Annotated in this window: 24 protein-coding genes; 13 read left to right on the forward strand and 11 right to left on the reverse strand. The window is 61.3% G+C overall.

The window, feature by feature from the left end:
• Together AC245Y_RS14280 and AC245Y_RS14285 are read right to left on the reverse strand one after the other, a co-directional pair.
• Positions 1-978, reverse strand: coding sequence for an ABC transporter substrate-binding protein (locus tag AC245Y_RS14280; protein WP_017994645.1), 978 nt, complete (start codon positions 976-978; stop codon positions 1-3).
• A 289-nt stretch (positions 979-1,267) separates the two neighbouring features.
• A complete protein-coding gene (locus AC245Y_RS14285; RefSeq protein WP_017994646.1) occupies positions 1,268-2,035 on the reverse strand; it encodes an alpha/beta fold hydrolase in 768 nt (255 codons plus the stop codon).
• Positions 2,036-2,263: 228 nt separating this feature from the next.
• Between AC245Y_RS14285 and AC245Y_RS14290 the strand changes: the two genes are divergently transcribed.
• From AC245Y_RS14290 to AC245Y_RS14300, 3 genes are all read left to right on the forward strand, one after another.
• Positions 2,264-2,734 (forward strand): MarR family winged helix-turn-helix transcriptional regulator, encoded by a 471-nt coding sequence (locus AC245Y_RS14290; protein ID WP_012758178.1) that lies wholly within the window; start codon positions 2,264-2,266, stop codon positions 2,732-2,734.
• 223 nt (positions 2,735-2,957) lie between these two features.
• Positions 2,958-4,016, forward strand: a complete 1,059-nt coding sequence (locus AC245Y_RS14295) for an aldo/keto reductase (protein WP_012758179.1) — start codon at positions 2,958-2,960, stop codon at positions 4,014-4,016.
• Positions 4,017-4,219: 203 nt separating this feature from the next.
• A complete protein-coding gene (locus AC245Y_RS14300) occupies positions 4,220-5,251 on the forward strand; it encodes a DUF2278 family protein (RefSeq protein WP_017994647.1) in 1,032 nt (343 codons plus the stop codon).
• A gap of 38 nt (positions 5,252-5,289) precedes the next feature.
• On the opposite strand, the gene AC245Y_RS14305 is transcribed toward AC245Y_RS14300, so the two are convergent.
• A complete protein-coding gene (locus AC245Y_RS14305; protein ID WP_017994648.1) occupies positions 5,290-6,510 on the reverse strand; it encodes an aminotransferase-like domain-containing protein in 1,221 nt (406 codons plus the stop codon).
• Between the two features lie 205 nt (positions 6,511-6,715).
• On the opposite strand from AC245Y_RS14305, the gene AC245Y_RS14310 reads away from it, so the two are divergent.
• The 6 genes from AC245Y_RS14310 (at position 6,716) to AC245Y_RS14335 (ending at position 10,009) form a co-directional block, all read left to right on the forward strand.
• The gene (locus AC245Y_RS14310) at positions 6,716-7,816 is read left to right on the forward strand and encodes a branched-chain amino acid aminotransferase (protein WP_012758181.1); all 1,101 of its coding nucleotides are present in this window, start codon (positions 6,716-6,718) and stop codon (positions 7,814-7,816) included.
• 340 nt (positions 7,817-8,156) lie between these two features.
• The gene (locus AC245Y_RS14315) at positions 8,157-8,366 is read left to right on the forward strand and encodes an AbrB/MazE/SpoVT family DNA-binding domain-containing protein (RefSeq protein WP_017994649.1); all 210 of its coding nucleotides are present in this window, start codon (positions 8,157-8,159) and stop codon (positions 8,364-8,366) included.
• Positions 8,366-8,743 (forward strand): type II toxin-antitoxin system VapC family toxin, encoded by a 378-nt coding sequence (locus AC245Y_RS14320; protein ID WP_017994650.1) that lies wholly within the window; start codon positions 8,366-8,368, stop codon positions 8,741-8,743. Before AC245Y_RS14315 ends, AC245Y_RS14320 begins: the two co-directional genes overlap by 1 nt.
• Before the next feature lie 118 nt (positions 8,744-8,861).
• Positions 8,862-9,113, forward strand: a complete 252-nt coding sequence (locus tag AC245Y_RS14325; protein ID WP_026157421.1) for a ribbon-helix-helix domain-containing protein — start codon at positions 8,862-8,864, stop codon at positions 9,111-9,113.
• Positions 9,097-9,432, forward strand: a complete 336-nt coding sequence (locus tag AC245Y_RS14330) for a type II toxin-antitoxin system RelE/ParE family toxin (RefSeq protein WP_017994652.1) — start codon at positions 9,097-9,099, stop codon at positions 9,430-9,432. The genes AC245Y_RS14325 and AC245Y_RS14330 overlap by 17 nt, the downstream gene beginning before the upstream one ends.
• Positions 9,422-10,009 (forward strand): class I SAM-dependent methyltransferase, encoded by a 588-nt coding sequence (locus AC245Y_RS14335; protein ID WP_017994653.1) that lies wholly within the window; start codon positions 9,422-9,424, stop codon positions 10,007-10,009. The genes AC245Y_RS14330 and AC245Y_RS14335 overlap by 11 nt, the downstream gene beginning before the upstream one ends.
• Before the next feature lie 49 nt (positions 10,010-10,058).
• Here the strand turns inward: AC245Y_RS14335 and ilvC are convergent, their stop codons facing one another.
• Both ilvC and AC245Y_RS14345 read right to left on the reverse strand, forming a co-directional pair.
• Positions 10,059-11,078, reverse strand: a complete 1,020-nt coding sequence (gene ilvC, locus AC245Y_RS14340) for a ketol-acid reductoisomerase (RefSeq protein ID WP_012758188.1) — start codon at positions 11,076-11,078, stop codon at positions 10,059-10,061.
• 49 nt (positions 11,079-11,127) lie between these two features.
• Complete coding sequence (locus AC245Y_RS14345) at positions 11,128-11,793, reverse strand: TetR/AcrR family transcriptional regulator (RefSeq protein ID WP_017994655.1); 666 nt, start codon at positions 11,791-11,793, stop codon at positions 11,128-11,130.
• 141 nt (positions 11,794-11,934) lie between these two features.
• Between AC245Y_RS14345 and AC245Y_RS14350 the strand changes: the two genes are divergently transcribed.
• Together AC245Y_RS14350 and AC245Y_RS14355 are read left to right on the forward strand one after the other, a co-directional pair.
• Positions 11,935-12,414, forward strand: coding sequence for a hypothetical protein (locus tag AC245Y_RS14350; protein WP_017994656.1), 480 nt, complete (start codon positions 11,935-11,937; stop codon positions 12,412-12,414).
• Between the two features lie 22 nt (positions 12,415-12,436).
• Entirely contained in the window at positions 12,437-12,802 is a 366-nt protein-coding gene (locus AC245Y_RS14355; RefSeq protein WP_017994657.1) for a DUF4087 domain-containing protein, read from the forward strand.
• A gap of 83 nt (positions 12,803-12,885) precedes the next feature.
• On the opposite strand, the gene AC245Y_RS14360 is transcribed toward AC245Y_RS14355, so the two are convergent.
• The 3 genes from AC245Y_RS14360 to AC245Y_RS14370 all read right to left on the reverse strand — a co-directional run bounded on the left by AC245Y_RS14360 (position 12,886) and on the right by AC245Y_RS14370 (position 16,626).
• Positions 12,886-14,568 carry a hypothetical protein gene (locus tag AC245Y_RS14360; protein WP_017994658.1) on the reverse strand — a complete coding sequence of 561 codons (1,683 nt, stop codon included), beginning with the start codon at positions 14,566-14,568 and terminating at the stop codon, positions 12,886-12,888.
• A complete protein-coding gene (locus AC245Y_RS14365) occupies positions 14,568-15,626 on the reverse strand; it encodes a glycosyltransferase family 2 protein (protein ID WP_017994659.1) in 1,059 nt (352 codons plus the stop codon). Before AC245Y_RS14365 ends, AC245Y_RS14360 begins: the two co-directional genes overlap by 1 nt.
• Before the next feature lie 91 nt (positions 15,627-15,717).
• The gene (locus AC245Y_RS14370; RefSeq protein WP_003541220.1) at positions 15,718-16,626 is read right to left on the reverse strand and encodes an AraC family transcriptional regulator; all 909 of its coding nucleotides are present in this window, start codon (positions 16,624-16,626) and stop codon (positions 15,718-15,720) included.
• Between the two features lie 204 nt (positions 16,627-16,830).
• Here AC245Y_RS14370 and AC245Y_RS14375 point away from each other — a divergent pair, with 204 nt between their 5' ends.
• Entirely contained in the window at positions 16,831-17,877 is a 1,047-nt protein-coding gene (locus AC245Y_RS14375) for an NAD(P)-dependent alcohol dehydrogenase (RefSeq protein ID WP_017994660.1), read from the forward strand.
• Positions 17,878-17,936: 59 nt separating this feature from the next.
• On the opposite strand, the gene AC245Y_RS14380 is transcribed toward AC245Y_RS14375, so the two are convergent.
• From AC245Y_RS14380 to AC245Y_RS14390, 3 genes are all read right to left on the reverse strand, one after another.
• Positions 17,937-19,892 (reverse strand): elongation factor G, encoded by a 1,956-nt coding sequence (locus AC245Y_RS14380; protein ID WP_017994661.1) that lies wholly within the window; start codon positions 19,890-19,892, stop codon positions 17,937-17,939.
• Between the two features lie 210 nt (positions 19,893-20,102).
• A complete protein-coding gene (locus tag AC245Y_RS14385; protein WP_017994662.1) occupies positions 20,103-21,368 on the reverse strand; it encodes an NAD(P)/FAD-dependent oxidoreductase in 1,266 nt (421 codons plus the stop codon).
• Positions 21,369-21,477: 109 nt separating this feature from the next.
• Positions 21,478-21,942, reverse strand: a complete 465-nt coding sequence (locus tag AC245Y_RS14390) for an Lrp/AsnC family transcriptional regulator (protein WP_003541227.1) — start codon at positions 21,940-21,942, stop codon at positions 21,478-21,480.
• A 157-nt stretch (positions 21,943-22,099) separates the two neighbouring features.
• On the opposite strand from AC245Y_RS14390, the gene AC245Y_RS14395 reads away from it, so the two are divergent.
• On the forward strand, positions 22,100-22,819 hold the full coding sequence (locus AC245Y_RS14395) for an aspartate/glutamate racemase family protein (protein WP_017994663.1): 720 nt from the start codon (positions 22,100-22,102) through the stop codon (positions 22,817-22,819).
• Positions 22,820-22,878 lie beyond the last annotated feature (59 nt).

Raw genomic sequence — 22,878 nt, forward strand, 5'->3', positions numbered from 1 at the left:
TCAGTTCGAGCCGTAGATGCCCGAGAAGGTCTTGAGATCCTGATCGGTATTCTTCAATGCTTCGGCCGCCTTGATCGGCAGGACCTTGATGGTGTCGCGCGCCGGAAAGCCTTCCGGCAGCTTCATGCCGTTGCGGGCCGGGATGTAGCCGAGCTTCAGGAAGCCTTCCTGGCCCTTTTCGGAGAGCACGTAATCGACGAACTTCTTGGCGGCATCGGCATTTTTGCTGCTGGCGAGGATGCCGACCGGCTCGGTGACGGCCGAAACGCCTTCGCTCGGGAAGACGAATTCGACGGGAGCGGCCTTGGCCTTCTCGCGGATCGGCAGGTAATCGACAACCATGCCATAAGCCTTTTCGCCCGAGGCGACGGACTTCAGCACGGCGCCGTTGCCGCCGGCAGCAATCGCGCCGTTTTCCGCAAGCGACTTGTAGAAGTCCCAGCCGAGGCCGGGAACGGCGGCCAGCGTCTGGGCATGGATGAGGGCCGCACCCGAGGCAAGCGGGCTCGGCATGGTGACGAGGCCCTTGGCTTCCGGCTTCGTCAGGTCCTTCCAGCTCGTCGGCTTCATCGCAGCCGAGGTATTGTACATGATGCCGGTGGTGATCAGTTTGGTGGAATAGTAATAGCCTTCGGCGTCATAGAGGGCGGCGTCATACTGGGCGGCTTCCGGAGACTTGTAGGCCAGGAGCTTGCCGTCTTCCTTGAGGCGCTCCAGCGTCACCACGTCGGCAATCAGCAGAACGTCGGCAACCGGGTTGCCGGCCTGGATCTCGGCCTGGAGTTTCGCCATGATCTTCGGCGTGCCGTCGCGCACCCAGTCGACCTTGATATCGGGATTGGCGGCCATGAAGCCGTCGACCGTCGCCTGCGCATCCTCGTTCGGCTGGCTGGTGTAGAGAACGAGGTTTGCGGCCGAAGCCGGAATGGCAAAGAGGCTCGCTGCGACAAGTGCTGCGGCAGAAACGATCGTTTTCATGGGAGGATCCTCGATTTCGATACCCCTCCCTTATTAGGGGTCGTTGACAGAGATGTGACAGGGCACGGCGGTTGGTCCACGCCCTGCGCCACAGCTTTCCCATCGACCAGTCGTGACCTCGCCACGCTCGCCTCGATCAGTTCACTGAGGATCAACTGCAGCAGATGGTTGACCAGCGGGGCCTGCCCCGCCGATACGTCGCGCAGGCAGAGCCGGTCATGGCCCGCGGACAAAACCTCCGCGGCGGCCGGCCACGGCGCTCACGCGCCTGGGCCCCTCGGATCGAGTACTACTTTGCAGCTTCTTCGATCAGTTCAGCCACCTTCTCGGGATGCGACACCATCACGACGTGGGAGGCGCCATCGACCACCACGGTCCGCTTGGAGCCTGCCCGCTCGGCCATAAAGCCAAGGGCTGCGGCCGGGATGTTCTTGTCGCCGGTGCCGTAGACAAACCACGACGGCAGCTTCTTCCAGGCGGGCTCGCCGGATTTTTCGGTCAGGGCAGCCTCGGTGACCGGACGTTGGGCAGCCGCCATCAAGGCCGCCTGTTCGGCCGGCACGTCGCTGGCGAACTGATCATGGAACTTGGCCTGATCGATATAGAGATCGACACCGCCGGCGCTGAGCTTCACCGGGGCCGCAAGCGCTCCGCTCAGCGTACCGCCCGGAAACTTGCCGGCGAGATCTGCGACCGATTCTCCGGCATCCGGCGCGAAGGCCGCGACATAGACCAGCGACCTGACGTTGTCGTGGCCGTTGGCCGCGGTCGAAATGACCTGGCCGCCATAGGAGTGACCGACAAGGACCACAGGGCCGGCGATGCTGCCAACCACGTCGGAGACATAGGCAGCGTCGTTAGAAACGCTGCGCAGCGGATTGGCGGCTGCCACGACAGAAAAACCGTCCTTGCGCAGGATTTCGACGACGCCGTTCCAGCTGGATGAATCGGCAAAGGCGCCATGGACGAGGACAACGGTCGGCTTGGCCGGTTGGGCAACGGCAGCACAGGAAAGAAGAGCCCCCGCCAGGGCGACGGCAGCAGCAAACTTGAACATTGGTCATTTCCTTTCATCGGTTGAGTTTCAAAGGAGCAATTGGGAGCCACAAGGGAATTCCCCTGCTTGCGCATCTATTGACGCAGCAAGCCTCTGCAGCTTTCCGTGTTGGGTTTATATTTTGTCAGCGATTTCTTTGTGCACGATCTAAATAGGTGGTCTCGTCTGCCGAGTCAATAGCTTGCAAACAGATCGCGCACAAATTATATTGAGATCAAGGAGAGCGTGATGAAAGACACCACATCAAATGATCTCATTGACGTGCCCAAGATCGATGAAATGCTTTGCTTTTCGATCTATTCGGCAAGCCACGCCTTTAACCAGCTTTACCGTCCCCTGCTCGACGAACTGGAACTTACCTATCCGCAATTCCTTGTCATGACCGCCTTGTGGGCGCGCGACGACCGCACGGTGAAGGATCTCGGCGAGACGCTTTTTCTCGACTCCAGCACCCTCACTCCGCTGCTAAAGCGGCTGGAAAATGTCGGTCTCGTCACCCGCAACCGAAATCCTGCCGATGAGCGCCAGGTGCTCTTGCGCCTGACGGAGAAGGGACTGGCCCTCAAGAGCCGTGCCTCCCATGTGTTCGACTGCATCGGCAAGGCTGTCGGTCTCGACGCCCAGGCTGTCAGCAAGATTCGGGACACAATCGCTTCGCTTCGCGACAATATTCACAAGAAGGACAAACACGAGAGCTGACGTGGCCTCCACCACGTCGACGCTGCGCCAAGACAATTTCCGTCGACAAGCCGATGACATATTGTACGATCTGCCGCTCGGCTCGGGTCGGCCATAGCCGCCGCATGGCCGGAAGATGCCGGCGCTCAGAATCTTGCCTAAGCCTCACGCAGCCGTGAACGCGCACCCATTGCCATCTCGGAGCGTTGAGGTACGTCAGTCTTGTTTAAAGGGAGGAGCTTCAATGGAATATCGTTTGCTCGGCCGTTCCGGCCTGAAGATTTCGACTTTGACCATGGGCACGATGACCTTCGGCGGCGTCGGTTGGGCGAAGATGGTCGGCGATCTCGGCGTCTCCGAGGCGAAAAAGATGATCGATATGTGCATCGATGCCGGCATCAACCTGATCGACACCGCCAACGCCTATTCATCAGGCGAATGCGAAAACATCATCGGTGACGTGCTCTCCGGCAAGCGGCCGCAGGGCGTGCTGCTCGCCACCAAGGCCCGCTTCAGCATGGGCGACGGCCCGAACGACCAGGGCCTGTCGCGCTACCACCTGATCCGCGAATGCGAGGCGAGCCTCAAGCGTCTGAAGACCGATGTCATCGACCTCTACCAGGTGCATGAATGGGACGGCCAGACGCCGCTGGAAGAGACGATGGAAGCCCTCGACACACTGATCAGGCAGGGCAAGGTGCGTTACGTCGGCTGCTCGAATTATTCCGGCTGGCACATCATGAAGGCGCTTGGGCTCGCCAACGAGCACAGGTACCAGCGCTTCGTCAGCCAGCAGATCCACTATACGCTGGAAGCCCGCGACGCCGAATACGAGTTGCTGCCGATCTCGATCGATCAGGGCCTCGGCGTGCTGGTCTGGAGCCCACTCGCCGGCGGCCTGCTCTCCGGCAAGCATCGCCGCAACCAGGCGGCCCCCGAAGGCACACGCCAGTTCGCCGGCTGGACCGAACCGCCGATCCGCGATGAGAACCGCCTTTGGAACATCGTCGAGACATTGGTCGCAATCGGCGACGAGCGCGGCGTTTCGGCGGCACAGGTGGCGCTCGCCTGGCTGATCGGCCGCAAGGCGGTGACCTCGGTCATCATCGGCGGCCGCACCGAAGCCCAGTTCCGCGACAACATCGCCGCCGCCGAGCTGAAACTCACGGACGCGGAACGCAAGCGCCTCGACGCGGTCAGCCTGCCGCCGGTGATCTATCCTTATTGGCACCAGCTGAACACGGTTAGCGACAGGCTTGGTGAAGCCGATCTCGAGCTTTTCGGTCCGCATCTCCAGCAATAGGCGATAGCGGATCAAGCATTGCACGGCGGAAGACAAAGCATGTCGCGCAAAAGTGTGCAGCGGTTTTGCGACCACGACATGCTCAAATCAAAGACCTAAAGTGTGGCAGGCGAATCTGAAGGATCGCGTCATACTTTAGCCGTCACAAAAGATGCACTTTCGCCGTGTTACCGTAAGATCCCGCCACCCCCGCGAGGTTCTCCATGCTGAAGAATTACAAGGTCCTGAAGGGTACGGCGAGCGCACTCGCCCTCGACGACGACAACGATCCCCATATCGAGATCCGCATCGAGGCGAACGGCGTCAGCTACCGCATCGCGCTCAACGTCCGCTCCAAGGAATCGCCGCACGACCTGCTCTACGCCAATATCGTCGATTTCAAGCACCCGGCGTTGACGGAGGCGCTCGAAGCCCTGCCGATGGGCCTGACCGATATCCGCAAGGAACGGCCGGAGCTTGCGATCGACTATGTCCGCGGCGGACTGATCGAACGCGAGGACATGAATGTCGCGCCCTTCCAGCTATCCGGCCCGAAGAACGACCTGCGCGATTTCATCGAGCCGATCGTCCAGGAGGGCATTGCCGATTCCGACGTGCATTTCTACGCCTTCGGCGAGGCCTGGGGGCCAGAGAACAACAAGCCGGACCAATATTTCGACTTCGAACCGGGCAACGGTATCCACGACATCCACATGAACCAGGGCGACGGCGGCAGCTTCAAGGCCACCAACGGGCCGAACCAGGACGGCGCGCTGCTCGTCCATTTCAACGATACCGATGAATGGGCGGCGATCTTCCTCTGCTTTCAGTCGCAGAACTGGAACACCGATGCGACGACCGGCCATCCGGTTTCCGACAGCCGTGGCGGCCAGGGCCGCGGCGAAGGCACACGCCGGCCGCAGCCGATCGTCGCCTCGTCGCTGCGCATCGTCGCCGCGCTGATCAACCCGGTCAACGGCGAAGGCGGCACCGAGGCCGAAACGGTGACGATCATCAACCGCTCCGACATGGAGGCATCGCTCGAAGGCTGGAAGCTGGAGGACGAAAACGGCAGGACCCAGACGCTGTCGGGATCGCTTAGCGCAGGCGAGCTGCGCACCATAGATGCCGCAGCCAGCGGCCCGCAGCTTGCCAACCGGGGCGGTGACATCATCCTGCGCAATGCCGCCGTCGCCGATCGGGTCGGCTACGGCAAGAGCGAGACGGCGAACGAAGGCTGGACGACGATCTTCTGATCGGCGCCCTGCCCTTCCCAGCCGGCCGGGCGACTGGATCAGCTGCCGATCTCGGCCGAGATCAGTGCGCTCAGGCGGCCGATGCCATCTTCGATCATCTGCTCGTTGGCGCAGGAGAAGCTGAGGCGGATGGTGTTGGCGCCGGAACCGTCGGCGAAGAAAGCCTTGCCGGGTACGAAGGCGACCTTGGCGGTTTCGAGCGATTTCGCCAGCAGCTTGGCGCCGTCCATGCCCTCCGGCAGCGTGATCCATATGAACATGCCGCCCTCCGGCTTCGTCCAGCTGGTGCCTTCAGGCATGTATTTATCGAGAGCTGTCAGCATACAGTCGCGGCGTTGGCTGTAGGCGGCCTTGATCTTGGCGACCTGCGCGTCGAAGCCGCGCTCGGCGACATCTGATATCGCCATCTGGTTGATCGTCGAAGAATGCAGGTCGGCCGCCTGCTTCATCAGCACGAGCTTGCGGATGACGGGCGCATTGGCGACGATGAAGCCGACGCGCAGGCCGGGCGCCAGCGTCTTCGAGAAGCTGCCGCAATAGATCGTGCGCGTATCGTTGATATGGCCCTTCTCGGCGATTTCGAGCGCCAGGATCGGCGGGATCGGATCGCCGTCGTAACGCAGCGACTGGTAGGCCGCATCCTCGATGACGGCGATGTCGAGATCTTCCGCTAGCGCCAGGACCTTCTTGCGGCCGTCAAGGTCGACGGTCTCGCCGGTCGGATTGGAGAAATCGGCGGAGAGATAGGCGAACTTCACCTTGCCGCCGGCAGCGGAAGCGGCCGCGCGGTAGGACTCGGGCGTCCGATTGCCATTCGGCGTCAGCTGATCGTAGGCCGGTTCATAGGCGTTGAAGGCCTGCAGCGCGCCGAGATAGGTCGGCCACGTCACGAGCGCGGTGTCATCAGGCGACAGGAAGAGCTTGCCGAGATAATCGAGGCCCTGCTGCGAACCGGACACGATGAAGACATTGTCGAGCTCGCAAGGGATGCCGAGAGCCGCCATCTGCCCGACCAGCCATTCGCGCAGCGGCTTGTAGCCTTCACTGACCGAATATTGCAGCGCCGAATTGACGGCGGCGCCGTCGAAGATATCGGCATAGGCCTGCTTGAATTCCCGATCAGGAAACAGCGCCGGATCGGGAATGCCGCCGGCAAAGGAGATGATGTCGGGCCGATCGAGAAGCTTCAAGAGCTCGCGGATCTCGGATGCGCGCATGCGCGACGAGCGCGACGCAAACATGGTGTCCCAGTTCAGCATGGGGTTTCCTCGTATTTTCTATTCCCCCAGCAGACCATGCTGGAGAATTTATGTCAATAATACTGACCTATTTTCTTGTCCCTGTGACAAGAAAGCGATTATTCCTCTGATCGATGCCGAAACCGGCTGATTCAGGCCTTTCCAAGACCAGCCCGGCGGCAGTAGTGTCGCCGCCACTATTCAATGTACTATCAAGGTGCCAGCAATGACCGCGACGACGACCTCTCCTGAAATCAAAATCGAATTGCACAAGTCTCCTGTCTCCGACGCCGACCGCATCCAGGCACTGGAGACGCCCGGCTTCGGCAAGGTCTTCACGGATCATATGGTCCTGGCACGATGGACTGCCGACAAGGGCTGGCACGATGCGAAGGTCACACCGAGGCGTCCTCTGGAGCTCGATCCTGCCAGCGCCGTGCTGCACTATGCTCAGGAAATCTTCGAGGGCATGAAAGCCTACAAGGCAGACGATGGCCGGATTCTGCTCTTTCGGCCCGAAGAGAACGCCCGCCGCTTCGCGCAATCGGCGACCCGCATGGCTATGCCTCCTGTGCCCGAAGAACTCTTCCTGAAGGCGGTCGAAGAACTGGTCCGCGTTGACAAGGCCTGGATTCCATCCGGCGACGCCAGTCTCTACCTTCGCCCCTTCATGTTCGCCAACGAGGCGTTCCTGGGCGTTCGTCCGGCTCAGGAATATGTCTTCTGCATCATCGCCTCTCCGGTCGGCGCCTACTTCAAAGGCGGAGCGAAGGCGGTCTCCCTATGGGTCGAGACCGAATATACCCGTGCTGCCGCTGGCGGCACCGGGGCGGCAAAATGCGGCGGAAACTACGCAGCCAGCCTCGTGGCGCAAGCCGAGGCGGCGAAGAAGGATTGCGATCAGGTCGTCTTCCTGGACGCAGCAGAGCATCGCTGGGTCGAGGAACTCGGCGGCATGAACGTCTTCTTCGTCATGAATGACGGATCGGTGGTGACGCCGCCTCTTGGCGGCACGATCCTGCCGGGTATCACCCGGGCCTCGGTGATCGTACTCGCTGGAGAAAAGGGCCTCCGCGTCGAGCAGCGTCCCTACTCCTTCGCGGAATGGCAGCAGGACGCAACCAGCGGCAAGCTCGTCGAAGCCTTCGCTTGCGGCACTGCCGCGGTCCTGGCGGGCATCGGCCTGGTTCGACATGCGGGCGGCGAGTTTCTGGTCGGAGACGGGCAGACCGGCAAGTTGACAAGCGAACTGCGCCAGCAGCTCGTCAGTCTGCAGAAAGGCGTAACCAACGATGAGCGCGGCTGGACGCGCCTTATCCCGGCCTAAACTCCGCACGTTCCACACGAACGGCGGCGTTAACACCGACATGGTGGGCGCCGCTCTCCGCCTCGCCCGCCACGCCGCCGGAGCTGGCGATCTATTACGCCCTGGAGTTCGTTTCCATCTGCACGATACGATGTTCTTCGAGCCGACAGCCATTGAGAAATGCGCGGATCTCTTTCGAAACCGGGCGTCGCCCGGTTTTTTTGTGGCCGAGTCAGCCGGAAGAAACCATCGTCAACGTCCCATTTGGCGACCAAAATAGCACCAACGCCAAAAACGGTTCGCCATTGACCGACGCGAAGTGAATTCTTACTATCTCCTAATCGATAGAGGAAAGGTAAGAATGGCAACCGCAACCCTCTCTACAAAATTCCAGATCTCCATTCCCAAGGAAGTGCGCGAACAACAGCACTGGTCGGCGGGACAGGAATTCGTGTTCATACCCAAAGGCAAAGGCGTTTTGCTGATGCCCGTCCCGACGCTTGCCGATCTTGGCGGCCTCGCCGAAGGCGCAGACAACAAAAACTACCGCGACCGGAACGACCGTTTCTGATGCGCGTGATCGACAGCTCCGCATGGATAGGATGGCTGACGAAAAGTGCTGCCGGAACCAAGCTGCAGGCCGAAATCCCGGAACGCGATCAATGCATCGTTCCGACGATCGTGCAGCTTGAGCTTTCCAAATGGCTGGCACGCGAAAAGGACGAGGAAGCCGTCGACAGCTTCATCGCTTACACCGCGACATGCATAGTTGTTTCTCTCGACACGACGCTTGCTCGCCGTGCTGCCGAAATATCGGCAGCCCATAAACTCGCCACCGCCGATGCGATCATTTATGCGACCGCGGAGCGCCACGATGCCGACATCCTGACCTGCGATGCCCATTTTAAGGATCTCGAACGCGTCATCTATATCGATAAAAAAGACTGATCCGCATGTGACCCAAGCCCTCGACGGCGCGGCACAACGCTTCTATCACAAACTGGGAAATGATAATCTGGCATCTGGAATGGCTGAAAACCGGCATGTGCAGGCGGCACCGAATCCAATGGCGAAAATGACGATCTCGCTTCCGGATAATCTGGCGGAATACGTCGAAAACCGTGTCGCAAGCGGCAGATACAGCAGTGCCAGCGCTTTCCTGATGGAGCTTATTCTGAAGGATCAGCTCCATCACAAGCTTGACGACGAAGAACTGCGCAACATCCTGAGGCAGGCTGAGGAAAGCGGCCCGAGCGGTCGACGCATTCCCGACATCCTGTCGGAAACGAAGGCAAAGCTGCGTGACAACAACCTATAGGCTGACCCGAACCGCAGACTCCGTGCTATCAGGCATCGACGAATATGCTTGCCTCAACTTCGGCGAGGCGCAGGCAGACGCCTATCTTCTCGACTGGGACAGGATTTTCGTGCTTCTTTCGCACGCTCCCTCGATGGGAGAAGAGTGCGACGAACTCGGCGCCGGCCTTCGCCGCCTCCTCCACATGCGCCACGTCGCCTTCTACCGGGTGGCATCGGAAGGGATTGTCGTCATTGACATCATCGACGCCGACCGGCTCCCCGAAAGACATCTTCAATCCAACCGACGCCCGCGATCGGCCGAACAACATGCCTCTTGACTGCACCTCCGCCTTCTATGAGGAAAATGCCGAGACATACGCCAAGCGGGCGCGCAGCCTGCCGAAGCAGCAGGTCGATGCCTTCCTCGCCGGGCTTGTGCCGGGTGCGGCAATCCTCGAACTCGGCTGCGGCGGCGGACAGGACAGCACCTACATGCTGGCGCAGGGTTTCGACGTGACGCCGACGGATGGCTCGACCGAGCTTGCAAGACAAGCACAAGTGCTGATCGGCCGGCCGGTCAGGGTCATGCTGTTTCAAGAACTCGACGCCGACAGCGCCTTCGACGGCGTCTGGGCGCAGGCAAGCCTTCTCCACGTCCCGAGGCCCGAGCTGCCCGATATCTTCGCCCGCATCCGGCGCGCCCTGAGGACAGGCGGCATCATTCATGCGACCTTCAAAGCCGGCGATGCGGAAGGCCATGACGGCTTCGGACGGTATTACAACTATCCCTCCGCCGAATGGCTTTCGGAGCTTTTGACGAAAGGCGGCTGGCGGAACATCGCCATCAGCGAGAGCGACGGCGGCGGCTACGACGGCAAGCCAACCCGCTGGCTGACCGTCAGCGCAGAACGGTAAAGGCCGGAGCTTTCGCCCCGGCCTAAAACTGCAACAGCACAAAAAGTGCTTAGTTGACCGACTTGTCGACCAGCTTGTTCTTGCCGATCCAGGGCATCATGCCGCGCAGCTTGGCGCCGACTTCTTCGATCGGGTGGCTGTCGTTCAGGCGGCGGATGCCCTTGAAGCGCGAGCCGCCGGCGCGGTATTCCTGCATCCAATCGGACGTGAACTTGCCGGTCTGGATGTCCTTGAGGACGCGCTTCATCTCGGCCTTGGTCTCGGCAGTGATGATGCGCGGACCGGAGACATATTCGCCCCACTCGGCCGTGTTGGAGATCGAGTAGTTCATGTTGGCGATGCCGCCTTCATAAATCAGGTCGACGATCAGCTTCACTTCGTGCAGGCACTCGAAATAGGCCATTTCAGGCGCGTATCCGGCTTCGGTGAGCGTTTCGAAACCGGCGCGGATGAGCTCGACGAGACCGCCGCAGAGAACAACCTGTTCGCCGAAGAGGTCGGTTTCGCATTCTTCGCGGAAGTTGGTTTCGATGATGCCCGAACGGCCGCCGCCGACGCCGCAGGCGTAGGAGAGAGCGAGTTCAAGGGCGTTGCCCGACGGATTCTGGTGAACGGCCACGAGGCAGGGAACGCCGCCGCCCTTCTGGTATTCGCCGCGAACCGTATGGCCCGGGCCCTTCGGCGCGATCATCACGACGTCGACCGAAGCCTTCGCCTCGATGAGGCCGAAGTGGATGTTGAGGCCGTGGGCGAAAGCGATCGCGGCGCCATCGCGGATATTAGGCGCGATGTCGGCCTTGTAGATGTCGGCCTGCAGTTCGTCCGGGGTCGCCATCATCATCAGGTCCGCCCAGGCGGCAGCTTCGGCAACCGTCATCACCTTGAAGCCATCGGCTTCGGCCTTCTTGACGGTCGGCGAACCGGCCTTGAGTGCGATGACGACGTTCTGGGCGCCGCTGTCCTTGAGGTTCAGTGCATGGGCACGGCCCTGCGAACCATAGCCGATGACGGCGACCTTCTTGGCCTTGATGAGGTTGAGATCGGCATCACGATCGTAATAGACGCGCATTTGAAGTTCCTTCCCTTTGCTTGTCTTGTTGACTGTCATTAAAGCGGAATCAGCCGAGAACCGGCATCTCCGCCAGAACCTTGTCCGTGCCATAGAGCCTGAGGAAGGCGGTGACCGCCCTCTCCGCCTGGCGCGCGGTATCCTTGAGGCCTGGCTCGCCGAGCAGCATGCGCACATGCAGGTCGGAAACAACAAGGCCGTAAAGCGTATGATAAGCCTCGTCGGCATCGGAAAAACGCAGGAGCCCTGCCCTTTTGCCGGCATCGATCAGCGCCATGGCCCGCCGGTCGATCTGGCGGCGGCCGCGCTCCAGCAGCAGTTTGCCGAGTTTCGAGCCGTCGCGGTTCGACTGGCCGATCGCCAGCCGGTTCAGCGCCAGCGAGACGTCGCCGGCGAGCACCTCCAGCAAGTCACGCGCAAAAATGACCACATGGTCGTGCAGGCTGGCCGCCGTCAGTCGCTCGCCGTTGCGCTCGAAGGTGCGCACCTTGCTGGCCTGATAGGCGATCATCGCCGATAGCAGCCCGTCGCGATCGCCGAACCACTTGTAGAGGCTTTCCTTCGAGCAATTGGCGGCGCGCGCCACGCCCGAGGTCGTTAGCGCCTTCTCGCCGCCATCGACGAGCAACTGCAGCGCCTGCTCCAGAACGGCGTTCTGGCGCGGCGAAAATTCGCTCGGCTCTGCGGTATCGACGGACACGGTCATGGCTCCCATATACGTACCGTACGGTACGGTTCGTGAGGTTTATGCGATAAACCGATCAGGTCGTCAAGAAGCCTGGATAGATTTTTTTAATACGTGAAACCGCGATGAAACACCAGAATTGGATAGGCGCAAATCCTCGGCCATCGCATAATGTCGCGCTACGCCATTTGCCCGGAGGTTCCGATGTCACGCCTTGCTGCAGCTCTTCTCCTGCTCGGAGCAATCCTCCTTGGCGGCTCAAGCGCTCTCGCGCAGTCCGACAGCGACGTCTATAACCGCATCAAAGAACTGCACGGCGGTGCCGCGGGCTTCGACAGACCGCTGCGCCAGCTTGTCAAAGCGATGCGCTCGGGCGAAGCCGAGACCATCGCCGGCCTTGCCGAATACCCGCTGACGGTCAAGGCCAATGGCGAGAGCTACGACGTCGAGAGCGCTGAGGATTTCATCGACAATTTCGATGATCTCGTGACGCCGGAAACGCGCCGCGCCGTCGGACGCCAGCAATACGAGGATCTATTCGTCAACAGCGACGGCGTCATGCTGGCCGGCGGCGCCGTTTGGATGGGCGCGATCTGCGAGGACAACGCCTGCGAGGCGAGCCATTGGGCGATCATCGCGATCAACAATTGATATTTGTCGGGGGGAAAAGGCAATGAGATACCGGATAGCCGCCGCGGTCATGATCGCAGCTCTTGTTGTCGCAGCCAATGCGCGGGCCGCCGAAACGCGCTGCGGCTGGATCGAGAATCCGACGCCCGCCAACTGGTGGCTGGAGGACGCGGAGAACACCTGGACGATCATGACCCAGGGCGACGATGCCGGCGAGGTGGAAGGCATGGAGCTGATCTCCGACATCTCCGAACATGATTATGTCAGAACCAACGGCAATTACGGCTATGCCTGCGCCTGCATGAGTGTGGAGACTGATGGCAAGGACCGCATCACCCGCATCCTCTCCTTCCGTCAGCTAAAGCTCGCCAAATGCCGTGCCGACAAGGCGCTGAAATTCCCCGGCTGACCAGCGCCTCACCCGAATACCGGATGGCGGCCGCGATCATCACCCAATCGTCCAGAGGCAATCGGTCCACGAAGAGCCCTGACCTATGACGCCCTGGCGCAGCCGGTGGGGATTGAGAGAGGCTCTACCGGCATCGTCTTATCGATTGCGTAAAGCCTTGCGAAACCGGCATCGTCGAGCAGCGTCAGGCCCGCCGGCATCAAGGTGCCGACATAGCGGTCGGGGATGTCGGCATTGGCGACCAGGACGAAATCGAAACGCCTGCGCCAATCCGACAGATAAGGCGTAAAGTTTCTATATTCCTGCATCATTGCCGGGCATGAAAGCACGCCGATCGACAGCAGATTGCCCTCGGGAACTGCGATCTCAGACCATGGCGGCAGGACGGATAACGGCTGCTTGCCTTTTGCAGTGAAGAGCGTCGGCACGAAAGCATGCGAGAAGGGCACGGCAAGCGTCGGCAGGTGCCGGAAAGTATCCAACCCCCAGGCAAAATGCCGGTTGGAGTGGGCAAGACCGCTCACTGTCTCGGGTTCATGTCCCAGAGGCAGCACGGCTGCACCGGCCGGCACCTTTTTCAGCACAGTCTCGACGGCAGCGACGTCCTTCTGTGCCAGCCACCAGTTCCAGCCGACCCAGCCGGTGCGACCGAAGACTGCGAAATTGATGATGAGCGCCAGCAACAGCGCTTGCCGGCGCGTCAGATTGGCGAAAGGGCACACCATCGCCATGGCGACGAACGCCGTCATGATCGGAAAGCGCCAACTGATCCATCCGGTGCCGAGCATGTGGCGAGGCGAAACACAGGACAGAAGCAGCAGGCCGCAGGCGGCGACGGCAAGCCCCGCATGCATGCGGATATCGCCCGCGCGGACGGCACGCGTGCAGATGAGGATCAGCGGCAGAACCAGCACGACATCCACCACCGGGACATAGGTCGTGATGGCGGAGAGCAGATTCAGGACGATCAGGACGATGCCGTCGTTCCAGGCAAGACCGAGGCCGTTGCCGCCGGCGTTGGGCAAAGCCGCCGTATGGAGATAGAGCGCGAGCGGCGGCAGGACGCAGGCGCTGAGCGCCAGCGCCAACCGGCGGGCGAGCCTCATCAGAGCCGCCTTCGATCGCACTATATCGATGCGCCAGGAAAATTCGAGGCCGCAGACGATCGCCATATAGAAGCCAAGCGCGAAGAGATGCATCACCGTCAACAGCAGTGCGGCGGCGAGGCGCCAGGCAAAAACCAGGGCGGGATTTCTGCGCTGCAGCCGCAGATCGACGCAGGCGAAGGCGAGTGCCATGCCGAGGCCGATCTGGAAGTTGATGAAGCCGCCGATCATGGTGGCGCACCAGCTAAGCGACAGCATGGCGGTCTGCCAGTGGTGCCGGCCGCTGAAAAGCGCGCGGTGCAGGCCGATTGCCCCGAGCGGCGGCAGCACGATCGCCAGGAAAAGCAAAGCCCGCGCAAGCCTGTCTGCGCCGACGAGCGGCCCCAGCCAGGTGGCTAGAACGTCGATCCCGACATTGGTGAAGGTGCGGTTCCAATCGACCGCATAGATCTCAGGAAACGGTTGCTCGCCGATCCCGCCCGAAAGGAGCCAGATACGGGCGTAATGATTGGCGTAATCGAGAACTGGCGGAAAGGGAAACAGGAGAACCAGAGCCGCGGCAAGTCCGACGAATGCGACGATCGCAACGGTGGAATCCTGCCTGGCGATCGATTCCTCAGGCCCGGCTGCGGCCACAGCAGGCGCGGCAATCCGGTCCATTATCCGATCCGGCTGTTCTTTTGCGAGCGCGGCGGCTCTTCGGATGCAAAGGCCGCATCCAGCGCGGCGCGCTTGTCGCTGGCGCTCATCTCCGAGAATGCGATCGACAATTCTGCATGTTCACTGCCGCGCACGATCGTCTCGACCATGAACATCGGCCGCCTTTTGCTCTCCTGGACGAGGCGACCAAGATACTCGCCGATGATGCCGATGCAGATCAGCTGGATAGCGCTGAAGGCGCTGACCGCGGCCATGATCGACGACCAGCCGGTGACCGTCTCGCCCTGCAGCCAGCGAACGAAGGTGTAGACGAGCAACACGATCGCGACGCCCGCACTCATCATGCCAAGCCAAGTGCTGATGCGCAGCGGCGTCGTCGAAAAGCTGGTGATCGCATCGAGAGCGAAATTGATCATCTTTCGCAGAGGATATTTCGTCGTACCGGCAAAACGGGCGTCACGCTCATAGGGGAGCGCCACCTGCCTGCCACCGATCCAGCTGACCATGCCGCGGATGAAGCGATCGCGCTCCGGCATCGCCAGCAGGATATCGACGACGCGGCGCCGCATCAGCCGGAAATCACCGGTATCGCGCGGGATGGTCACGGAAGCGAGCTTGGAGAGAGCCCGATAGAAAAGCGAAGCGGAGGCGAGTTTGAACCAGCTTTCGCCCTGGCGGCGCGTGCGCTGACCGTAAACGACGTCGGCGCCGCGCTCCATGATCGGCATCATCATCAAAAGCAGCTCGGGCGGATCCTGAAGATCGGCATCGATCAAAAGCACGCGCTCGCCCCGCGAGGCGGAAAGACCCGCCGTCGATGCCAGCTGGTGACCGTGATTGCGCAGAAGACGAACACCGAGCACCTGCGGCACATCTGCCGCCAGATCCGAAATGATATCCCAGGTACGGTCGGACGAGCCGTCGTCAATGAGAATGAGCTCGAAGGTATCGCCGGCAACGCTATGAGCAGCAGCGGCGGCGCGGCGGCAGAACTCGCGCAGCCCTTCTTCCTCGTTATGACAAGGCGCGACGATGGAAAGAAATGGGATTTGCGCCATGCTGACGTCGGTGCCTGCTTGATGTTTGGCGCCAGACTAGCGATGAAACGTCAAACATCCTTTAACGATTGGCTGCCGGTCGCAAGGCCGATTATTCCGCCGCCATGACCTCGCGGGCGCCGTCGATATCGCGGGCCGGCGAGGCGCCATAGAGGCGGCTGTATTCGCGGCTGAATTGCGACGGGCTTTGATAACCGACGCGGTGACCGGCCGTGCCCGCATCGAGCCGCTCCACGAGCATCAGCCGGCGCGCCTCGTGCAGGCGAAGCTGCTTCTGATACTGCACCGGCGTCATCGCCGTGACCGACTTGAAGTGATGATGAAAGGACGACACGCTCATGCTGACGCGGTCGGCAAGGTCTTCGATGCGCAATGGCCGCGCGAAATTCTCCTTCAGCCATGCGACGGCGCGCGCGACCCTGTTGCTGTGGCTGTCTGCAGTGGCGATGTTGATCAGCCGCGCGCCATCCGGCCCGGTCAGCACCCGGTAGAGGATTTCCTGTTCGATCAGCGGCGCCATGGCAGGAATGTCGCCTGGACGATCGAGCAAGCGCAGCAGGCGGACGGCAGCATCCAGGAGCTCCGGCGGAGCGACGTTCACCGCCATCCCGCGCTGCCCGTCAGTATGGGCGGCCGGGCTCGGAATATCGATGCGGCTGAGCAACTCCAGCAGCTTTTCCGAGTCGATTGCCAGTCCCAGGCAGAGATGCGGAACCTCAGGGCTTGCCTCCGTGACGCGCCAGGCGACCGGCAGGTCGAGCGAGGTCAGCAGATAGTCCCCGGTCCCGTAGCTGATAAGTTCCGTACCGAGGCGCAGGCTCTTGGCTCCCTGCAGTACAAAGGCAAAACAAGGCCGGTAGCTGCTGTGCAGCGGATCGCTGGGCTTGGACCGACGGCTGATGTGAAGATTGCCGATATCAGTCGCGAACTCGCCGTCACCAGCCGCGAAGCGCATCGCGATATCGACAATCTCCTGATAGGGGCTGAAGGGCAAAGTCATGCGGCAACTCTTTCTGTCAACTGTCTGACGCCGGCGATACCGCTCTTATCTAGAGTGCCTTGGCCATTTCGCAAACAGCCCGGCGCCTCACTTTTGCAGGATCGTGCAAAAAGCTGAGAGGATCGCTCTAACCCTCTGACGCAGTTCCGGGCAATAGTCCACCATCTCTTTCAACCCCCACCACAATCGAAAAGGATGGTTCCCATGCCTATTGCAAGAGGCTACGCCGCGACCGACGCTTCCAAGCCGCTGACCCCTTTCACCTTCGAACGCCGCAACCCGAACCCCGATGACGTCGTTATCGACATCAAGTTTGCCGGCATCTGCCATTCGGACATCCACACTGTCCGCAACGAATGGAAGAACGCCGTCTATCCGATCGTGCCGGGCCATGAGATCGCCGGCATTGTCTCGTCCGTCGGTTCCGATGTGACCAAATTCAAGGTCGGCGATCGCGTCGGCGTCGGCTGCTTCGTCGATTCCTGCATCGGCTGCGCCGAGCGCGACCTCGATCGCGAACAGTATATGCCGGGGCTCGCCGGCACCTACAACGACTTCGAAGCCGACCGCAAGACACGGACCCAGGGCGGCTATTCCGACTCGATCGTCGTTAGGGAAGGCTATGTCATGTCCATTCCGGACAATCTGCCGCTCGATGCCTCCGCGCCGCTGCTCTGCGCCGGCATCACGCTCTACTCGCCGCTGCGCCACTGGAATGCCGGCCCCGGCAAGAAGGTCGCGATCGTCGGCATGGGCGGTCTCGGCCACATGGGCGTCAAGCTCGGCGCCGCCATGGGCGCCGATATCACCGTTCTCTCCCAGAGCCTTTCCAAGAAAGAAGATGGGTTGAAGCTCGGCGCCAAGGAATATTACGCCACCAACGACCCGGAAACCTTCACGAAACTCGCCGGCACGTTCGACCTGATCATCTGCACCGTCAGCGCCGAGATCGACTGGAATGCCTATCTCGGCCTCCTGAAGGTGGATGGTTCCTTCGTGGTGGTCGGCGCCCCGGAAAACCCGATCCCCGTGCATGCCTTCTCGATCATCCCCGGCCGCAAGAGCATATCAGGCTCGATGATCGGCTCGATCAAGGAAACCCAGGAAATGCTCGACTTCTGCGGCGAGCACAACATCGTCTCCGAGATCGAGAAGATCAACATCCAGCAGGTCAACGAAGCCTATGAACGCGTCCTGAAAAGTGACGTCCGCTACCGCTTCGTCATCGACATCGCCTCGCTGGCAGCTTGAGAAAACGAGAGGCGGCTCGCGAGAGCCGCCTTTTTGATAACGGCATCCTCCATCCGTCCTCATGCTGAGGCTCTCGTGGACTGCAGCCGCAGCAGATATTCGACTGGTTTGAACGGATCGGGGCCTGAACGCTGGCGCGAACGTGGCGGGCCGGCCATCGGGGCATAATGGTCGAAAGAGGTTTCCATGGTCCCCGCCCCGCTTGTCAGGCCCGGCAATTGCTGCTGGACGCTCTGGATTATCGCGGACGCCATGGTGCCTTCCAGCTGGGCCATGCCGTCGGCAATCACGGAACCCGTCATCGTCGCGGCAGATTTCGCAAGCAGGGTCAGCAAGCCGCTCAAGCTCTCCGCGGGCGCTTCGAGATGAAAGCGGTCGATCGGTTCGCATAGGACGGTTTGTGCGGCCGACAGTGAATCTGCCAGCACCCAAGGCGTCAGCTGCCGGAAATCGGCGGCGGTGCTTGCAGGCGAGCTGTGCCGGGCTGCCGTCATCGCGACGTGGCAATCGATGACCTGCCAGCCGAAAACGCCCTGTTTCAGCGTTTCGAACACGGTTTCTTCGACTGCCCTGTAAAAGCTGGCGGGCATCTGGCCCACCTCCACATCAAGTGCAAAGCTGTTGCCTGCCCCTTCTGGACGCGGTTCGACGCGTAGACCGACGGTGGCGAGAAATGGATTGGGCTCCTTGAAGAGGATCTGCAGGCCTTCCCCGGTTCCCATAAGCCTTTCCACCAAAATGACCGTGCTTTCCTCGAACCCAGCCTCGAGACCGAAATCCGTCAGCAGGGTCGATTGAACGACTTCCTTCTGCACCTCGCCATAGAGCGATACGAAGATTTCGTCGGCATCATCGTTCCGGCGCAGATTGATCAACGGATCCTGCTCGCCCATCTGGTTCAGCGCCAGCCAGAGGGCCGCCTTGTCGGAGGGCCGCCGGGCAAGGACGCGGGTTTCGAGGCTGGGCGGGGCAAACTGCGCCTGCCCGCCCGCGAGCAGGTCGGTGCCCACCACATCCCCGATGCGAGCGCCGGCAAGGCCGCTTACGCGCGCGATCTGCCCGGCGCAAAAGATTGCGGCGCCATGAACCCGGCCGGCCCCGAAAACCTCGATCGCCGTCACTCTTTCCGGGCCTTTGGGCAAATCCAGATGTTGCCGCAGCCGGACTGTGCCTGACGTCAGATACATATAGGCGAGCTTTTCACCGCCCCAGCCGCGTTCGATCTTGAAGATTGTTCCGGCAATCGGCCCGTCCGCATCGAGGCGCCGGCCGGGCAATATCGTCGCAATGGCCGATGTCAGGGCCGACACGCCGACGCCGGTCGTTGCCGCACCTGCAAAGACTGGATGCACCAGGCCGCTCGCGACCTGATCGCTCAGGCAGCGTCCAAGCCTATCCGCCGTCAGGCGATCGGGCGCCAAGACGTAATCGTCCAGCAGCGCCTCGTCGTTCTCCGCGAGAGCTTCGCAGAGCGGCGTGAAAAGCGGTTCGCATCCGGGAGCCAAAGCCTCCACCCTGGCAAGCCTGCTGCCGGCATCGATGACGGAAGACATGGCGATGGGGCGAACGAGCAATTGGCTGGCAATAGCCTTCAGCACGTCCTCAAGTTGCGCACCGAGACGATCGACCTTGTTGACGAAGAAGATGAAGGGAACGCCAAGCCGCCGCAGCGCCCGCACCAGCACCCGTGTCTGGGCCTGCACACCTTCGACCGCCGAAACGACGACGACCGCGGCATCCAGCAATCCGAGCACCCGCTCGACCTCGGCGATGAAATCCGGATGACCGGGCGTGTCGATGAGATTGACGATCCTGTCGCCGATGGTGAACGACACCACCGCGGCTCTGATCGTGATGCCGCGTTGCCGTTCGAGCTCGAGAGTGTCCGTCTGTGTATTGCCGGTATCGACGCTGCCAAGCTTGTCGATGACGCCGGCGTCAAAAAGCAGTCTTTCAGTAAGGCTAGTCTTGCCTGCATCCACGTGGGCGAGGATGCCCAGATTCAAAGTGCGCATGAACCACCAACTTCTCAGAATTTCGAATGTGATTTTCGTGAGAAGTGAATCGGCGCATTGGAACCTCTACTCGCTGTAGCTACGGCTGGATGCGTAACCCCCGGTGGTATCCGGAAGCCGCCGGGCAAATCCTAAAGGCGGATCCGAAGATATGTCAAGTTTGCCTATATCGCTGCTTCGAGGCTTAGGCTCTGGTGGACCGAGAAGAGCCTACCCCTCCTCCCGCATCGTCTCGCGCTGGGTGATCAGCCGGGCGCTGTGCTGGCCGCTCAGATAGATCCACAGCCAGCTCCAGGCGACGGAGAAGCGCGAGCGGGTGCCGATCAGGAAGTAGATATGGGCAAGACCCCAGATCCACCAGGCGAGCCAGCCCTTCAGCTTGATCCGGCCGAAATCGATGATCGCAGCGCTCTTGCCGATCGTCGCCAAGCTGCCCTGATGCCAGTAGCGGAAGGGCGCCGGCGCCGGTTTGCCGGATATGCGGGCGCGGATCACCTTGGCGACGTATCCGCCCTGCTGCTTGGCGGCGGGCGCAATGCCTGGCACCGGCTTGCCGGTCTCGCGCATGACCGATGCGGTATCGCCGACGACGAAGACCTCGGGCAGCCCCGGCGCGCTCAGATCCTTCTCGACCACGACGCGGCCCGCTCGGTCCGCCGCAACGCCGAGCCACCTTGCCGCCGGCGAGGCGGTGACGCCGGCTGCCCAGACGATCGTCCGGCTGGCAACGAAGGTCTCGCCGATCTTCACGCCGTCGGCGTTGCATTCGGTCACCGGCTTGCCGAGATGGATCTCGACCCCGAGCTTCTCCAGCGCCTTCTGCGCATAGGCCGAAAGCTCCTCGGCGAAGGTCGGCAACACCCGCGGGCCGGCCTCGACCAGCACGACGCGGGTCTTGCGCGTGTCGATGTTGCGGAACTCCTTGGGCAGCGTGAAATGCGCGAGCTCGGCAATGATGCCGGCCAACTCGACGCCGGTCGGCCCGGCCCCGACGATAGTGAAGGTCAGCAGCGCGTCGCGCACGGCAGGATCGCTCTCCATTTCCGCCTTCTCGAAGGCGAGCAGCAGGCGCCGGCGGATCGTCGTCGCGTCCTCCAGCGTCTTCAGGCCCGGCGCCACCGGCTCCCATTCGTCATGGCCGAAATAAGCATGCGTCGCCCCGGTCGCCAGCACCAGCGTGTCATAACTGAGAGTCATGCCGTTGCGTAGGGAAACCGTCTTGGCGCCACTATCGACGCCCGTGACCTCGCCGAGCAGCACCGTTACGTCAGGCCGGTCGGCATAGAGGCGCCGGATCGGCCAGGCGATCTCGGAGGTGGAGAGAATGGTGGTCGCCACCTGATAGAGCAGCGGCTGGAAGAGATGGTGATTGCGCCGGTCGACCAGCGTGATCTTGACGCCGGCACATCTCAAGCCGTTGACGAGCTGCAGCCCGCCGAAACCGCCGCCGACAACGACGACATGATGATCGCTCATGACCTACCCCTTTTGCGCCATTTCGCTCAAAGCCAATGTGGCCTTCGCCGCGATGGTTGCAACTGCCGTTTCGGCATAGCTCCCCTGCATCCCGGTCGGTGGAGCTGGCTCAATCGGCATACCCAACGGGAATTGCCGTGCCGCCTTTCAGAAGCTCCATCGAGATCGAGGCCGAGACGTCGAAGAGTTCGATCTTGCGCACGATCTGCTTGTAGATCACATCGTAATGCTCGACGCGCGGCAGCACGATCTTCAGGATATAATCGTGGTTGCCGGTCAGCCGGTGCGCTTCGACGATCTCCGGAATGTCGCTGATGATCCGGCGGAAGGTCTCCGTCCATTCGTCGGAATGGTGCGCCGTCTTGACCAGCGCGAAGACCGTCGTCGGCACGCCCATCTTTTCCCGGTCGAGCACGACGATGCGCCGGGCGATATGGCCGCTCTCCTCAAGCCGCTGGATACGCCGCGAGCAGGCCGATATCGAAAGTGCCACGCGCTCGGCAAGATCGGTCACGGATATGCCCGCATCCTTCTGCAGCATGTCCAGAATGCGTCTGTCGCGATCATCAAGCATGCGTCGACATAAACCTCTCGCCTATTTTTTGCATGATTTCATAAAATGATGCAAAATTCTATCACAGATCTGACGCAAGAGACAAACAAAGCAAACACGTCGCGTCGGGATTGCGGCATCATTTTCGAAAGTTCAGAAGCATGGAGAGCATGAAGAAATGGAAACGATCGGCCTTATCGGCGGCATGAGTTTCGAAAGTTCGGCGGTCTATTACCGTGTCGTCAACGAGATGGTGCGTGATCGCAAGGGTGGCCTCGCCTCGGCCGAACTCATCCTGCATTCTGTCAATTTCGAGGAGATCGTCGCGCTTCAGAAGGCCGGCGACTGGGATATGGCCGCCCGTCGCCTCGCCGACATGGCTCTGCGCCTGCAGATCGCCGGCGCCGGCTGCATCCTGATCTGCACCAACACCATGCATCTGATCGCCGACAAGGTCGCGGAGAAGATCTCCGTGCCGCTGATCCACATCATCGACGAGACGGCGAAATCGCTGCATGCGGCCGGCCGGAAGCGCCCGCTGCTGCTTGCTACCCGCTACACGATGGAGCACGGCTTCTATAGCGACCGCATGAAGAGCCTCGGCCTCGACATCATGGTTCCCGATGCCGGCGACCGCACCACCGTGCACGACATCATCTTCGACGAACTCTGCGCCGGCAAGGTGCTGGACAGCTCGCGCGACAAGCTGATGGCGGTAATATCACGCGCCATCGACAACGGCGCCGATAGCATCATCCTCGGCTGCACCGAGATCTGCCTAATCCTCGACCCCAACCACCTGCCGCTGCCGGGCTTCGACACCACAGCGATCCATGCGCGGGCGGCGGTCGATTTCGCGCTGGGAATGGACGAGGCAGCAGAAGAGGAAGCCGCCTGATATTGCCACGTTAGTTGACTCAGTCCACTAAATGCAGGACAAGATTTCCATCTGGAGAT

Source organism: Rhizobium sp. SRDI943 (assembly GCF_057653695.1).

What these genes read in the sequence shown, in the direction of transcription:
- AC245Y_RS14280 (WP_017994645.1), bottom strand. Translation starts at nt 978, where the DNA reads ATGAAAACGATCGTTTCTGCCGCAGCACTTGTCGCAGCGAGCCTCTTT.
- AC245Y_RS14285 (WP_017994646.1), bottom strand. Translation starts at nt 2,035, where the DNA reads ATGTTCAAGTTTGCTGCTGCCGTCGCCCTGGCGGGGGCTCTTCTTTCC.
- AC245Y_RS14290 (WP_012758178.1), top strand. Translation starts at nt 2,264, where the DNA reads ATGAAAGACACCACATCAAATGATCTCATTGACGTGCCCAAGATCGAT.
- AC245Y_RS14295 (WP_012758179.1), top strand. Translation starts at nt 2,958, where the DNA reads ATGGAATATCGTTTGCTCGGCCGTTCCGGCCTGAAGATTTCGACTTTG.
- AC245Y_RS14300 (WP_017994647.1), top strand. Translation starts at nt 4,220, where the DNA reads ATGCTGAAGAATTACAAGGTCCTGAAGGGTACGGCGAGCGCACTCGCC.
- AC245Y_RS14305 (WP_017994648.1), bottom strand. Translation starts at nt 6,510, where the DNA reads ATGCTGAACTGGGACACCATGTTTGCGTCGCGCTCGTCGCGCATGCGC.
- AC245Y_RS14310 (WP_012758181.1), top strand. Translation starts at nt 6,716, where the DNA reads ATGACCGCGACGACGACCTCTCCTGAAATCAAAATCGAATTGCACAAG.
- AC245Y_RS14315 (WP_017994649.1), top strand. Translation starts at nt 8,157, where the DNA reads ATGGCAACCGCAACCCTCTCTACAAAATTCCAGATCTCCATTCCCAAG.
- AC245Y_RS14320 (WP_017994650.1), top strand. Translation starts at nt 8,366, where the DNA reads ATGCGCGTGATCGACAGCTCCGCATGGATAGGATGGCTGACGAAAAGT.
- AC245Y_RS14325 (WP_026157421.1), top strand. Translation starts at nt 8,862, where the DNA reads ATGGCGAAAATGACGATCTCGCTTCCGGATAATCTGGCGGAATACGTC.
- AC245Y_RS14335 (WP_017994653.1), top strand. Translation starts at nt 9,422, where the DNA reads ATGCCTCTTGACTGCACCTCCGCCTTCTATGAGGAAAATGCCGAGACA.
- ilvC (WP_012758188.1), bottom strand. Translation starts at nt 11,078, where the DNA reads ATGCGCGTCTATTACGATCGTGATGCCGATCTCAACCTCATCAAGGCC.
- AC245Y_RS14345 (WP_017994655.1), bottom strand. Translation starts at nt 11,793, where the DNA reads ATGGGAGCCATGACCGTGTCCGTCGATACCGCAGAGCCGAGCGAATTT.
- AC245Y_RS14350 (WP_017994656.1), top strand. Translation starts at nt 11,935, where the DNA reads ATGTCGCGCTACGCCATTTGCCCGGAGGTTCCGATGTCACGCCTTGCT.
- AC245Y_RS14355 (WP_017994657.1), top strand. Translation starts at nt 12,437, where the DNA reads ATGAGATACCGGATAGCCGCCGCGGTCATGATCGCAGCTCTTGTTGTC.
- AC245Y_RS14360 (WP_017994658.1), bottom strand. Translation starts at nt 14,568, where the DNA reads ATGGACCGGATTGCCGCGCCTGCTGTGGCCGCAGCCGGGCCTGAGGAA.
- AC245Y_RS14365 (WP_017994659.1), bottom strand. Translation starts at nt 15,626, where the DNA reads ATGGCGCAAATCCCATTTCTTTCCATCGTCGCGCCTTGTCATAACGAG.
- AC245Y_RS14370 (WP_003541220.1), bottom strand. Translation starts at nt 16,626, where the DNA reads ATGACTTTGCCCTTCAGCCCCTATCAGGAGATTGTCGATATCGCGATG.
- AC245Y_RS14375 (WP_017994660.1), top strand. Translation starts at nt 16,831, where the DNA reads ATGCCTATTGCAAGAGGCTACGCCGCGACCGACGCTTCCAAGCCGCTG.
- AC245Y_RS14380 (WP_017994661.1), bottom strand. Translation starts at nt 19,892, where the DNA reads ATGCGCACTTTGAATCTGGGCATCCTCGCCCACGTGGATGCAGGCAAG.
- AC245Y_RS14385 (WP_017994662.1), bottom strand. Translation starts at nt 21,368, where the DNA reads ATGAGCGATCATCATGTCGTCGTTGTCGGCGGCGGTTTCGGCGGGCTG.
- AC245Y_RS14390 (WP_003541227.1), bottom strand. Translation starts at nt 21,942, where the DNA reads ATGCTTGATGATCGCGACAGACGCATTCTGGACATGCTGCAGAAGGAT.
- AC245Y_RS14395 (WP_017994663.1), top strand. Translation starts at nt 22,100, where the DNA reads ATGGAAACGATCGGCCTTATCGGCGGCATGAGTTTCGAAAGTTCGGCG.